Source organism: Hippea sp. KM1 (assembly GCF_000526195.1).
Classification (GTDB): domain Bacteria; phylum Campylobacterota_A; class Desulfurellia; order Desulfurellales; family Hippeaceae; genus Hippea.
In genome coordinates this window covers 977,444-990,968 of the sequence record NZ_JAFP01000001.1, presented here as the reverse complement: position 1 = coordinate 990,968, position 13,525 = coordinate 977,444, and the positions used below count along the sequence as shown (strand labels likewise).

General features: G+C 42.3%; 14 protein-coding genes. 9 read left to right on the top strand and 5 right to left on the bottom strand.

Going from position 1 to position 13,525, the window contains the following annotated elements:
• The 3 genes from xth to D891_RS0105070 are packed head-to-tail and all read right to left on the bottom strand — an operon-like array spanning position 1 to position 2,497.
• Entirely contained in the window at positions 1–777 is a 777-nt protein-coding gene (gene xth / locus D891_RS0105080) for an exodeoxyribonuclease III (protein ID WP_051453562.1), read from the bottom strand.
• Positions 767–1,039, bottom strand: coding sequence for a SemiSWEET family sugar transporter (locus D891_RS0105075; protein WP_025209949.1), 273 nt, complete (start codon positions 1,037–1,039; stop codon positions 767–769). Before D891_RS0105075 ends, xth begins: the two co-directional genes overlap by 11 nt.
• Positions 1,040–2,497: an ASKHA domain-containing protein gene (locus D891_RS0105070; RefSeq protein ID WP_025209948.1), complete on the bottom strand. Its 1,458-nt coding sequence runs from the start codon at positions 2,495–2,497 to the stop codon at positions 1,040–1,042. It lies immediately after the preceding gene.
• A gap of 68 nt (positions 2,498–2,565) precedes the next feature.
• Here D891_RS0105070 and D891_RS0105065 point away from each other — a divergent pair, with 68 nt between their 5' ends.
• From D891_RS0105065 to D891_RS0105025, 9 genes are all read left to right on the top strand, one after another.
• The gene (locus D891_RS0105065) at positions 2,566–3,102 is read left to right on the top strand and encodes a glycosyltransferase (RefSeq protein ID WP_025209947.1); all 537 of its coding nucleotides are present in this window, start codon (positions 2,566–2,568) and stop codon (positions 3,100–3,102) included.
• A gap of 68 nt (positions 3,103–3,170) precedes the next feature.
• The gene (locus D891_RS09500) at positions 3,171–4,982 is read left to right on the top strand and encodes a mechanosensitive ion channel domain-containing protein (protein ID WP_025209946.1); all 1,812 of its coding nucleotides are present in this window, start codon (positions 3,171–3,173) and stop codon (positions 4,980–4,982) included.
• 99 nt (positions 4,983–5,081) lie between these two features.
• Entirely contained in the window at positions 5,082–6,110 is a 1,029-nt protein-coding gene (locus tag D891_RS09495; protein WP_025209945.1) for a hypothetical protein, read from the top strand.
• 67 nt (positions 6,111–6,177) lie between these two features.
• Positions 6,178–6,540, top strand: a complete 363-nt coding sequence (locus tag D891_RS0105050; protein WP_025209944.1) for a roadblock/LC7 domain-containing protein — start codon at positions 6,178–6,180, stop codon at positions 6,538–6,540.
• A 5-nt stretch (positions 6,541–6,545) separates the two neighbouring features.
• On the top strand, positions 6,546–7,442 hold the full coding sequence (locus D891_RS0105045; RefSeq protein ID WP_025209943.1) for a DMT family transporter: 897 nt from the start codon (positions 6,546–6,548) through the stop codon (positions 7,440–7,442).
• Positions 7,420–8,466, top strand: coding sequence for an MlaE family ABC transporter permease (locus D891_RS0105040; protein ID WP_025209942.1), 1,047 nt, complete (start codon positions 7,420–7,422; stop codon positions 8,464–8,466). Before D891_RS0105045 ends, D891_RS0105040 begins: the two co-directional genes overlap by 23 nt.
• Positions 8,451–9,218 carry an ABC transporter ATP-binding protein gene (locus tag D891_RS0105035; protein ID WP_025209941.1) on the top strand — a complete coding sequence of 256 codons (768 nt, stop codon included), beginning with the start codon at positions 8,451–8,453 and terminating at the stop codon, positions 9,216–9,218. Before D891_RS0105040 ends, D891_RS0105035 begins: the two co-directional genes overlap by 16 nt.
• Complete coding sequence (locus tag D891_RS0105030; RefSeq protein ID WP_025209940.1) at positions 9,203–10,048, top strand: MlaD family protein; 846 nt, start codon at positions 9,203–9,205, stop codon at positions 10,046–10,048. The genes D891_RS0105035 and D891_RS0105030 overlap by 16 nt, the downstream gene beginning before the upstream one ends.
• The gene (locus D891_RS0105025; RefSeq protein ID WP_025209939.1) at positions 10,048–10,620 is read left to right on the top strand and encodes an ABC-type transport auxiliary lipoprotein family protein; all 573 of its coding nucleotides are present in this window, start codon (positions 10,048–10,050) and stop codon (positions 10,618–10,620) included. Before D891_RS0105030 ends, D891_RS0105025 begins: the two co-directional genes overlap by 1 nt.
• Positions 10,621–10,638: 18 nt before the next feature.
• On the opposite strand, the gene D891_RS09180 is transcribed toward D891_RS0105025, so the two are convergent.
• Both D891_RS09180 and D891_RS0105015 read right to left on the bottom strand, forming a co-directional pair.
• Positions 10,639–12,312 carry a methyl-accepting chemotaxis protein gene (locus D891_RS09180; RefSeq protein ID WP_025209938.1) on the bottom strand — a complete coding sequence of 558 codons (1,674 nt, stop codon included), beginning with the start codon at positions 12,310–12,312 and terminating at the stop codon, positions 10,639–10,641.
• An 18-nt stretch (positions 12,313–12,330) separates the two neighbouring features.
• On the bottom strand, positions 12,331–13,524 hold the full coding sequence (locus D891_RS0105015) for an L-serine ammonia-lyase, iron-sulfur-dependent, subunit alpha (protein ID WP_025209937.1): 1,194 nt from the start codon (positions 13,522–13,524) through the stop codon (positions 12,331–12,333).
• Position 13,525: the final 1 nt, after the last annotated feature.

Sequence of the window (13,525 nt, the reverse complement as noted above, 5' to 3'; positions counted from 1 at the left end):
CTATCCCTCCAGTTCAAAAACCGCCACAACGGGTGCGTGGTCTGACGGTTTCTTTTTTCTTCTATAGCTTTTATCTATAAAACAATCCCTGCATCTGTTTGCCAGTGCTGGCGTTGACCAGATGTAATCTATCCTTAGCCCCCTATCCTTCCAGAACGACGCTGCCCTGTAATCCCACCAGCTGAAGGCCTTTTGGGTGTTGAATTTTCTGAACAGATCCACAAAACCCCAGCTGTATAGGTCCTTTAGCGCCCTTCTTTCATCTGGGTGGAAGCCGATTTTTCCCTCCATCTGTTCAACATCGTATACATCGATCTCTTCCATAGCAACATTAAAATCGCCCAATATTATGAGGTTGTCTTCCTTTGAATAGTGGTTCGACAGAAAGCTTTTTAGCTCGTATATGAAGTTTAGCTTGTATCGGAACTGCTCTGTATCTGGTGCCTGGCCGTTTGGAAAATAGAGATTTATTATTGTTATGCCGTTTATTTTTGTCATGATGCTTCTTTTGTGGTCTTTTTCAGCATCGAAGAAGTCGGTCTTTATCTCCTCTAAGTCTATCTTTGATACGGTCGCCACACCGTTAAACCTCTTCTGTCCGGCTATTGCAACATTATAACCCAGCTCTTCGAAGGCCTCTTTCGGGAATAGCTCATCCTCCACCTTGGTCTCCTGCATGCATAGCACATCCGGTTGAGCGGATTTTAAGAAGTCAAGGACAAGCTCAAGCCTTGCCCTGATGGAGTTTACATTCCAGCTTGCTATCTTAAACATCATCTCGATTCACCTTAAAATAGATAATTATTGTGGCCATAACAATAACAAAACCCACCGTGTTGGCGCTTATAAGGACAATATCTCTACGCAGCAGGCCGTAGGTTATCCACAGCAACAACCCAACTGCTATCTGAATCATCATAACCAGACTAAGCCCCTCGGTCCTTTTCGTCTTTAGGAGTTTGATGAATTGTGGAACAAAGCTAAATGTCGTAAGCGTCGCAGCGCTAAATCCGATGACATTAATCCAAATGTCTGCCATTTAGAAGTCCATCTTCTCTATATACAACCTTTCAAAGTCGGCCTCGTTCGCTATCTCTATGTATTCTATCCTTTTGCTTAGCTCTTCCACCCTTTCCCTTTCCTCTAAGCAGAATAGCCTCAAGCCCCCAGCTAAAGAACTGTTGTGTAGCATAACAAATTCACCCTCAAAAGACAACAGCCCGGAGTCGATTATCTCGTTTCTGCTTAAGCTTTTTGAAAAACCCCCGCCTATAAAGATTTTATCGGGCATGCTCTGGCCGACCCTCTTTAGGAGCAGTTCCACGCCTGCGTTTAGGGATGCCTTGACAAGCTGAAAATTCCTAACGGAGTTTTGCGTTAAATAGATGCCCTCTGATAGCTTAAAGCCTTCATCCTTTATGCGGCTTATGATGCTAAATGGTGCCTCTGCCTCCCACGGCTCTAAAAGCCTGCCGCTTTTGTCTATGATGTCCAATCTGCGCAGGAGGGCTATGGCGCTGATTAGGCCTGAGCCTGTTATGCCTATCGGTTTTTTGCTGTTGATGGTGTAAACCCTTAATCCATTCTCTAAGCCTACTTTATAGATTGCACCATCCTGGGCGATGCTGCCGTAATCTATATTTGCCCCCTCAAGCGCAGGGCCTGCAGGGACACTGGATGAGTAATAGCTATCCCTTACTTTTAAGATGAATTCGCAATTTGTGCCAATGTCGATAAACAAAAAATCCTCATCCTGCGGCAGAATGCTTAAGGCCGATGTTATATCAGAGCCGACAAATGCGCCGATAACGGGTGGTATATAGGTTTGGATGCCGTCAAATTCCATCGATAGGCTCCCTGTAAACGGTGGTGTGTATGGAAACTCGCCTATGGGTTTTGGGTCTATTCCCAAGAAAAACGAAAGCATAGTGGGGTTTGCGCATACCACCAATGAAGCAGGTTTTGTTGTGGCTATAATGTCTCTGATGCTGCTTTTTAGAATGTCTCTAAGTATGTCGAAGTTGCCCTCGTTGGAGGATGCGATTCTGCTTATTACATCACCGCCAAAGGCTATCTGCGGATTTATGAGGTTTATACTCTTTGTGATCTGTTTGCTTTCAACCACTGCTGATGCTATCGTGGTTGTGCCTATATCAATGGCTATGTGCGTTTTGTCATCATCACAACACACACTGGATGAGAAGTCTGAGAATACGGGCTTTAGGGTTTCTATCTCGATTGTTGCACCGTTTTCTATGTTGTGCAGACATGCAAGCCTATAGCCTTCATCTATTTTGTCTTTTAAAGCTTCCCTCTCTATCTTTAATGGTTCTGGTGCACCTTCTAAGAACCTGACGATGCATTTTTTGCATATACCCTTGCCACCGCAGTATGCGTTTATAAACAGGCCGTTTGAGTGGAGTATTTTTAATAGGTTGTCGTTTTTGTTTGCCTGAATGGACTTTAGGTGGCCATCAGCCCTTACAGTAAGCTTCATGGCTCAAAATTTACAAAAAACCGCTGATTAAATCAAAGTTTTTTGGTATAAATACCAAAGGAGGTGAGATGTTTCCCCATGTCTTTCAGATTTGGTATTCAGATGGGGATGAGATCCCCAAAAAGTACGATGTGTTTATAGAGCATAACAGGAGGATTTTTGAGAAGATCCCCACATATAGGCTATACAGAACAAGCCAAATAAAAGCATTTTTAAAGGGATTTGGTTATGATTTGTCGAGGTTTAGGGGTTTTCACTATAGATTTCAATCGGATATAGTGAGGTTTTTGTTGCTTTACCACTTTGGCGGTCTTTATCTGGATTTGGACATAAAGGTCAATGACAACTTCTTCGAGCTTTTAGAACTGCTTAATACAAGATACAAACATGTCGATGCAATGCCTCAAAATAAGCGCATATACTTTCTCTGGTTTAGGAAGGATTCGAAGAATTTAAAGAGGATCATAAATTACTATATGGGGTTGGATTATCTTGATTATGATTACAATGTTTTCTCCTTTGCCAATCTGAGTTTTGAAGACCTGGTTTATTTGCCGCTTGAGGAATTGGATCGTTATTTTAGACATTTCGTCATGTCTGGGTAATTAATAGAAGATGGGAGATTTTTGGAATCCATTGATGCATGTTTTTATGTGATAGGGGTGTGAGGCGAATGTTCAAAAAGGGGCTTGGTGTTGTATTTTTTATAGCTGTTTTGTTACCATTTAACTTTATTTGTTATGGAGCAAACATCGATCAAAGCCTCTTTAAGGGCAATAAAAGTGAGCTTTTAAAGAGATACCAGGAACTCCTCAATAATACGCCAAAGACGGCAGAGTTTTTAACCCAAAGGACACTTCTTTCTGCCTTGATTAACATTGTTTCAAACACCAACAGCGAGGAGATACAAAAACTCAAACCAGAAACTACAAACATAAAAAACCAATACGATTTTCTTAAGCTTTTGAAGAGTATAGCCAGACTGGAGTTAAAATACAGGGAGTTAAATAAAAAACTGGATCAGATCGATAAGAAGTTGGAGCTTTTGAAAGAGAATATAAGCCAATCACAAGACAACGATAAGGGTTTGGTTGTTTATCAGCTTCAGTACGCCATGTATGAACTTACAAAAAGAAAGTTAGAAGAAAAGAATAGGTTTTTGATAAGTAATTTTGATAAATGGAAGGAGCTTTTATATAAATCGTTTTTGACGGTTAACTTTGATATTGAGCCACTGAATAAAGAGATAAAGAGGCTAAAATCTGAATACCATAGATTGGAGAATCTACTACAGCAGCTAAACATAAAGAACGATAGATTTGCACTTACCAATGATATAGAGAACATGCAAAGGATTCAAAAGTCAATAGAGGATACCGTGGAGATGAAGGATAAGATTGCTCTAAAGGTATTTGATGATTATTTATTGGTTTATTTGGCTGGTATAAAAAGCGGCAAAACAAACCTCGGAAAGAATTTGAATAAATGGATGAAGAGAATAAATAGTTATCAATTGTTGAGTTTGGCAGAGGCAGAAAACGATCTTGCGTTTTATATAGAAAAAAGAAAGATTGGCACACTTAGAATGATTATAAAGCAAATAAAAGCCGAAGGTTTTCGTATTGTTGTGAATGTATGGGAATTTGTTAACAGGCCTTTGTTTAGCATTGGTTTGAGTAAGGTTAGCATACTGGGCTTGTTCCTCTCTTTGGTGATATTTATCCTGGGCATAAAGATAGGGAGGGTTTATAAAATCAAGGTAAGAAATGCCCAAATATCTAAAAGCATGGCCGAATCGACCAAGATAGTGTTATCCAATGTTGGTTATTATATAATAGTTTTACTGACATTCTTCATAGCTTTAAGGGTTATAGGTATAAATCTATCATCGTTTACCGTTATACTGGGTGCACTCTCTGTTGGTGTGGGTTTTGGACTCCAAAACATCGTATCCAACTTTATTGCGGGTATTATATTGATGCTTGAGAACAGTATAAGGGTTGGGGATTACATTGAAATATCGGACGATATAAAGGGCGTTGTTGAGGATATACAGATACGCTCCACAACAATTTTGACCAACGACCATATCGAGGTTGTTGTCCCAAATCAGACGCTCTTTCAAAGCAATGTTGTCAACTGGACACTTACAGAGAGGGTGAGAAGATTTAAAATACCCTTCAGTGTGGCTTACGGCACGGATCTTGATAAGGTAGAAAGGGTTGTATTGGAGGCTTTGGAAAAGAGCGATTTGAACTATGTAAGGGACAATCCACTAAAGAGACCCATGGTCATCATGGTGGCAATGAATAGCAGTAGTGTGGATTTTAACTTGGATGTTTGGGTAAGCGGCATAGATTTGATACATCCAAGAAGAACGGTGTCTAAATTTTTAAAATTGATTTACAAAACACTTTATGAGAATGATATTGTCATACCGTTTCCCCAAATGGATATCCACATCAAAGAGATGCCTCGCACTTGAGGTTATTTATAAAGGTTAAAAATAATAAAATACTTGTTTATTTTTAAATAATTTCGTATAAAGTTGAAAACTAAAAAAACAGAACATAGGGGGTGCTTTATGAGTGAGAAGGATAAACAGGAGAGGCTTAAAAAGCTCGACGGGGCTCATCTTTTGTGGGCAAGCACCATGGGTGCCACATTCGATTTGGGCATAATGAGCAAGGCCATGTTGGTTCCTTCTATGAAGACGGCCTCTCAGAGGCTTGTAAGACACAAGATGCAAATGGGCACTTTTCCGTTCATAGACGGCAGGCAGCTAAATACCCAGCTCTATAAGGAGTTGCTTGATGACCTAAACGAGTTTATGTTCTTTGCCGATGGGTATGAGATCGAAGGGGACGATAAGCATATAATCTTTAAGGTGCATAAGGATAAGTGCATGTATTGCCCCACCGGTGTGGGCGGTGCCTTGTTGGGAACAACCATCTGTCCATATCCGGTGCTTTTTAGCGTATATTTAGATATGGTATTAAAAAACGGCTTTTTTTACAAAAGCGTCAATATGATTAAACAGCCGGACGGCTCATACATGAAAAGGGAAGGCGATTTTGATATTATAGAGTTTGACCTGGTGGATGATAACGACTTCTTGAGCATAGTGAAACTGTTGGAGGAGGGTGTTGCAAAGATTGAGGATGCGTTTAAAAAGGCCATCGAAAGCGGTGATATAACAGAGGAGGATCTGTGGGATAGGAACTATATAGAGGTCCCCAATACCAACCCTCAAAAATACAGAACCAAATTTACGGACTTTGCAAAGAAGTATATACAACCCATAGAGGATGAGATACTCGAAAAACACAGGAAATTTGTGTTTGTTGTATTGGTTGATGATAACGGTTATCTGCCCTCGCACAACTCCAAATACGACAAACCCTTAACCGGCGATTATAAGAAGGATCTTTTGGGCAACCGCTCCATGAGGATATTCAACGACTTTACAGGTCTAACAGCAGCAAGAAATACCAGAAAATACATCCTTCAACCCTATCCTCGTGATGTAGGCGTTTTAATGTTTGACATTTCGTCCGAAGTAAAATTAAGCGGTAAGCATTGGGGAGCCTTGAGGATAGGATTTAAGCTGTAAAGATTTGTCTTGATAAAAGATTTAAATTGTGTATTTTAGAATGAGGATAAGTTAGGGAGGTATATCGATGAAAGAGGAGCTTATAAACAAAACGCTTCAAGAGTTGGTTGGTGGAACGCAGAGTATTGAGGGCGCCGCTTTGGTTACATCGGACGGATTGATGATCAGCAGCTATCTGCCCGGCGATATGGACGAGGATAGGGTCTCTGCTATGTCTGCAGCACTCCTGTCCTTATCGGAAAGGGCCGTTGAGGAGTTGGAAAAGGGCGTGCCGCAGCAGGTTACCATCAGGGGGGATAAGGGCTATATCGTTATTACCTCAGCAGGGGAAGAGGCCGTTTTGATGGTAATTACAGACGATAAGGTCAAGTTAGGTCTTCTGTATATGGAGATAAAGACGGCGGCAGAGAAGATAAAATCGGCCTTTTAGGCCATATGAAGCATAGAACCTATCTGCTGCTTATAGCAGCGACCTGCTTCTGGGGAGTGGGGTTTCCCATTGCAAAAATAGGGGTGGAGTACATCCACCCTTTCTGCTTTGCATTCATACGGTTTCTGTTGGTTTCCGTTCTATTTGCTGCCCTTTTTAGGCTTAATCCTGCCGTCTTATTTGAAAAGTTGAGGAGAAACCTAAGGGTTCTTATTCTCATGGCCCTAAGCGGCATATTCCTATATGGCGTTTTCTTTCTCTATGCCCTTAGGTTTGCCAAGGCCTCCGATGTATCGTTGATCTCTGGGGCAAATCCCATAATAACAGCCATAATAGCGTGGTTTGTGCTCAAGGAAAGGTTAACGGCTTTGGGTGTTTTGGGTATTGTGCTGTCGTTTTTGGGTATAGTGTTTATCGTCTCAAAAGGCAATTTGGGGATTCTGCTTAGAATGGATTTCAACGCCGGTGATCTTTTGATGCTTTTTGCCACGACCATGTGGGCGATCTATACGGTTATAACAAAGAGGAGCTCAAAGGAGCTTACAACATCTGAGGCGGTCTGTCTGGTCAGTTTCTTAGGGGCCTTGATGTTTCTGCCCCTTGCTTTGTTTAAGTGCAATCCTCAAATGAGCTATCCTTTGAAGGCGTGGGGCAGCCTGGCTTATATGGTGCTGTTTTCAACGGTCTTTGCCTTCAGCGCTTGGTATAAAGGGATTGCCGAGATCGGGGCAAGCAGGGCCAGCGTGTTTGTGAACCTGGTGCCTGTCTTTGGTGTAATCACATCTGTGCTCCTTTTGAATGAGAGGTTGTCTTTGTATGAATTACTCGGCGGGCTTTTGGTTATAACAGGCGTCATCATGACCAACAAGAGGGCTCACAATGCATATAGAGTGCGCAAATAGAAGGCTAATCGCAAAGGGCAGCCTGACCTATCAAAACCTTTCAGATTTTATTAAGGCCGTTGAAAGATGCAATCCCGATGTTATTGACCTTTCCCGGATAGATAAAATCGATACAAGCTGCATTGTTTTTGTATCCTCCCTGGATGTTGAGCTTGTTCTTAATGATAAGGGCAGGCGGCTTTTGGATATAGTCTCATCCCACAAACCCAGGCAGCACTTTGAGCATAAGAAATACGGCTTCTTTTACCGCCTGGGAGAGGGTTTCTTGCAGAGGCTTTCTGAATTCTATGCCTTTCTGTCGTTTTTGGGCGAGATCTTTGTGGGTTTTTTGGGTTTTTTTCACCCAAAGAGGTTTAGATTAAAGGCTGCACTGAACGATATAGAGATAATGGGGTTTAATGCCATGCCCATATTGGCAACCATATCGTTTCTGATAGGGGCTGTTATTGCCTATCACGGTTCGGTCAGGCTTAAGCAGTTTGGGGCAAATATATTTGTCGTTGACCTTGTCAGCATATCGGTTTTGAGGGAGTTAGGGCCTTTGATTGTGGCAATCCTGCTTGCAGGGCGAAGCAGTAGCTCCTATACCGCCCAGATCGGCATAATGAAGGTGACAGAAGAGGTGGATGTCATAAAGACGATGGGTGTTAACCCTTACGACATATTGGTTTTTCCTAAAATTATATCCATGCTTATCTCTGTGCCTCTGCTAATTGTATTGGCCGATGTTATGGGGGTGTTGGGCGGGATGTTGGTGGCGCATCTGTCTCTGGGTATAACACCGAGGGATTTTATCCTAAGGCTTCATCATGCTATAGGCATAAAGACATTCCTATCGGGCATACTTAAAGCCCCTGCTTTTGCGTTTTTGATTGCCACCATAGGCGCCTTTAAAGGGTTTCAAACTAAAAGGAATGTGGAAAGCATCGGAAAGAGCATAACAATCAGCGTTGTTGATTGCATATTTGGCGTTATAATAGCCGATGCGGTGTTCTCTGTTTTGTTTAGATGGATGGGAATATAATAGAGGTTAGAGACCTCACGGTCAGTTTTGGCGATAAGGTTGTATTAAAGAATGTCAACATAAATGTAAAAAAGGGCGATATCTATGCGATTATCGGCAAAAGCGGTTCGGGTAAGACAACCCTTATGAGGTCTATATTGATGCTTCAGCCCTCAAGGGGCAGGATAGTTGTAAACGGTGTTGATTTAAACAGTGCAGATGAGGATGAAAGGAATCGGATAAAGAAGACCTATGGCGTCATGTTTCAGGCTGCAAGCCTGTTTACATCCTTAAGCGTGGGCGAAAACATAGCTGTTCCACTTAAAGAGAATACAAAACTGCCGCAGGGTGTTATAGATGATATTGTTCGGTTTAAGCTATCCCTGGTTGGGCTGGACGATGATGTCTATTTTCTCTATCCCTATGAGCTCTCTGGCGGTATGAGGAAGAAGGCTGCGCTTGCAAGGGCTTTGGCGCTGGACCCTGATATTATCTTTTTGGATGAGCCCACAAGTGGCCTGGATCCTGCAAGTGCGGATGATTTTGATATTACAATAAAGAAGCTCAATGAGATATTGGGCATAACGGTGATTATGATAACGCACGATTTGGATAGCTTTTTTGGTATAGCCACAAAAGCCTGCGTTGTTAGGGATAAAACGGTGATTGCCGAGGGTGAGCCTGAAAAGATAAAAGGGATTGACGATGAATGGCTTAAAAGGATATTCTTTGGTCAAAGGGGAAGGAAGTTTGAGCAATGGAACCAAAGGTAAATTATGCGTTGGTTGGTATATTTGTCGTTGTTTTTGGTGTTGTGGGTGTCGGTATAGTTCTATGGCTGCTTGGCGGAAGTGGCTATAGCAATTACAAGCGGTGCGTTGTATATACAAATTCAAACATCTCGGGATTGCATACCGACTCCGATGTTAGATATAAGGGTTTTTCGGTTGGCAAGGTTGAATCCATAGAGATAGAGAAGAAGCACCCCGATTTTTTTAGAATAAACATACTCGTTGATAAGAACCTTCCAGTGGATGGAAACACCGTTGCCCAGATCTCCTCAAACGGTTTAACCGGCATATCATACATTAACCTGTTTTTTGAAAAGAACCCACCCAGGTTGCCCTTTAAACCCGATACGCCCTATCCTACAATACCGTCTATTCCTTCAAAGATTGAGCAGCTGACCGATGTAGTAATGGATGCTTTAGATTCGATAAACAGGGTGGCAGAAAGCATTGATAGGCTTATGGATAACTCGACCATCTCCAACTTCCAAAGTCTCATTAAAAACTCCAATAACGCAGCCCACAACATAGCAGAGGCTGCAAAACACACAAATAGGCTAATGAGTGGGCTTGAGGAGGATGTAAGGCTCTTTAGGGGGGTTATCGTTAAGCTGGATAATCTGACTGTTTCTGCGGGCAGGCTCATAGATACCTCAAATAGAACGATAGATGAATTCAGGGGTGGCACTCTTGTTGAGGGCTATTATGCCATAAAGAAGCTCAAAAGGTTGATTGATGATACCCGTCAGCTGATAGATGAGCTTAGATACAATCCATCCCTGCTGATAAACGGAAGAAGGGAAGGTAATAGATAATGAAAAGGCTTGTGTTTGTTGTTTTGTTGTTTGCTATGGGGTGCAGTTTTTCAAAGCTTCCGCCTCTAAAGGAGTATGCCTTAAATCCAAAACCCGTCATTGCTAAAAAACACACTAACTATAAAAAAACAGTCGCTGTGTCCGATATAGATTGCACACCGCCCTTCGATAGCAGTTTTATCTTTTTCAAAAAGGGAGAGTTTGAGTTTAACAGATACGGCAATGTAAGATGGATAGAGCCTGTCTGTTTGATGTATAAGGCATCTATAGAGCGCATATTGAATGCCACAGGTGCATTTGTAAGCGGTGATATATTAAGGCCGGATTACAGGCTAAGCTATGTTATCCGTGATTTTGAGCCTGTTTTTTTGCCCGATGGGGCTTTTGTCGTTTGTGATATTGAATTCAGGCTTAGGGATGAGGTAAGCGGCAAAATCTATCTCCATACATTCAAAAAAAGGATAAGAATAAAAAAAGACTCCTTTGATGATGCCATATCGTCTCTGAATAGGCTTTTGAATCTGTCTTTGGTTGATCTTGTTGATTGGCTTGAAAAGGTATGCCCCTCCTAAAAAGGAGGGGCTTTTTATTTAAACCTTGAATCTCCTTACAAGCTCTGTAAGTCTTTCTGAGCTTGCCTTCAGCTGCTCTGAGAGGTTTGCAATCTGCTCTGCCACGGTGGAGTTGTCCTTGGCTGCCTGTCTGATCTCCTGAGCCTGAACATTTATCTCTGCCACGGTTGATGATAGCTCCTCTGTTGCCGCAGATGTGGCGTTTATCTCCTCAACGGTCTTTGAGATCTGCTCAACCATGGCCTTTATGTTGTTCTCATCCTCTAAGGCCTTCTCCCTTTCGTTGAGTATGCCCTCCTCTGCCTTTTTGGTCATCTCTATAGATGTCTGGGCATCCTTCTGCATTCTCGTTATCATATCCCTGATTTCTTCGGTTGCCCTCTGGGTCTTTTCAGCAAGCTTCCTCACCTCATCGGCAACAACGGCAAAGCCTCTTCCTGCCTCTCCAGCCCTTGCCGCCTCAATGGCAGCATTCAATGCAAGCAGGTTGGTCTGGTCTGCTATCTCGTTTATGACATTGACGATCTGGCCTATCTGTTTTGAGGATTCACCCACCGTGTTGATCTGCTCCATTGCCTTTCTTGCCAGCTTGGCGTTTTCGTTCATCCTCTGGACTCTTTCCTCTATATCTTTTAGCATCTGTTGATTTATCTGGCTGACCGTTTCTGCCTGCATGTTTATGCCCTCGGTGGATTGGGCAACATTATGCACAGCCTCACTCATATCGTTTACGGCCTGGGTCATCTCCTCTAAGTTCCTCGTTGTCTCCTCAACGGTTGATGCCATCTCTATAGCCGACGATGCTGTTGTTTCACTTTTTTTCATGACCTCTTCAGCAGAAAGTCTCACATCTTTAACCAATTGTTGGATTGTATCCAAGAAATTGTTGAGCTTGTTTGCTAAGTTTTCAAATTCGTCATGGGTTTCTATCTTTACCCTCTTGGTCAGATCACCCTCTCCTGATTCTAAATCCTCAAGCTCTTTGGCCATCTGGTTGATGGGTTTAACAAGCTTGTTTGCCAACGCTATGCCCACAAATACGACTATGATCAATGCTGCTAATGCAACACCCGCTGCCGTTACAACGGAGGATATGATATGTTTTTGGATCTGTTTTTTATAAGCCATCGCCTCTCGTGCCACATCGTCAAGATAGACGCCTGTGCCTATTATCCAGTTTAGTTTTGGTATGGTGTCTATGTATGATATCTTCGGGGCGATGCCGCCACCCGGCTTCTTCCACCAGTATTTTACAAAACCGCTGCCCCGGGTTTTGGATATCTGAATCATCTTCTGAAACAGGTAATTACCCTTCTTATCCCTTACATTGTATACACTTTTGCCGTTTAGCTGTGGCTTTGGCGGGTCAAGTATCATAACGCCGTTTTGATCCAATACGAAGAAGTAATTGCCGTTGTCGTATCTGATTCTTGTTAGGTCTTTTACAATCTCTTTCTTTACAACATCCAGCGGCTTGTTGTCTTCCAGGATGCAGTATTTATATTTGGATGTTATGCTTCTTATCAGGGCTTTTGTTTTGGTTTCTTTAAGCCTCAGTAGTGTGTTATACATGTTCTGATAGCGCTCGTTGATCTGGTTTACATTCCAGAATATCGCATAGACTCCAAAAATAACCAAAAACACAAGAACCGAGCCGACGCCGTATGCGATGAGCTTTGATTTAAATGACATCCTTAGACCTCCTAAACTTTAATTTTTCTCCTTTTTCTTCAAGATTTCTATTGTTTCCCTGTCAAACAGTTTAAAATACGGGTCGTACTTCATAAGATTCTCAAGTGTATCTAAAAAATCCTTTCCCAAGAAACCGTCCTCAAAACCGATTTTTACACCCTCCTCTCCTAATTTAATGGACTCAAGAGCCATTTTGGCCGAGCTTAAAGCCTTCATGGCACAGCCCCTCTTGGCTCCATCACAAAATACACCTCCAACCCCTTCTATATAAATTTTGTATATAGTATCGAATAAGTCAAGTCTCTTCTTCAAATAAAGTATTCCAGCAATTAAACCCACTGAGGCTGCATGCACCACCCCACAGGTGGACGATACAAAGCCGAACTTGGATGTAATAAGCGATGTTATAAGGCAGGACATCATAACGGCCTTCAGCGTCTCTTCCTCCTGGGCCTGAATGGTTTTTGCATAGCCAACAACCGGTATGGTGGCGGTTAGCCCTTTATTGCCGCTTCCTGCACAGCTTGCCACCTCTATGTTATCACCGCCCATCCTGGCATAGACCGCACCAAACACACCCAACCCTTCATCTGAATACCTCTTGCCAAATTCCATCGCCTTCATGTTGATCTCTATGGCCTTTTTAAACCTATCCCTTAGGCTCTGGTTAAGATAGAGCTCGTCTATCAAATCTTCCCATATATTTGGGTTGTAATAGGCCTTATCGAACTCAACCTCTTCCTCTTCCTCCGGTTTTTTGTAAAAGATGACCTTCCCGTTTTTTGTTATCCTTGATATGCCCGTGTGGGTTTTTAGGCTTACAACCTCTGCTGTCTGATTTGCCTTCTTTGCTGAGCTTTTTATGTATAGATGTTTCTTCTCAACGACATTTATCTTTATCTTGATATTGCTTGATACTGCTTTTTTTAGGATTTCGTCGTTGAGCAGCTGGAATATCTCAAGCCCTTTAGATGTATCAGATATTAGATATCCCAAAAGGGCTGCCCATTTTGTGCCTGTTAAGCCCTTTGAGTTGGGTATGCCTGCGTTAAACGCATTCTTGAAGGTCATCCTGTCTATTTCTATCTCTATGGATTCTGCACCTTCTAAATATTTGCTTAGGTGTGCGGTGTTGAATGCAATAGCTGCGGGTTCTGTGCAACCTAAAGAGAATTCGACCATCTCGTATAACCGTTCAGCCAGTGTTTTCATG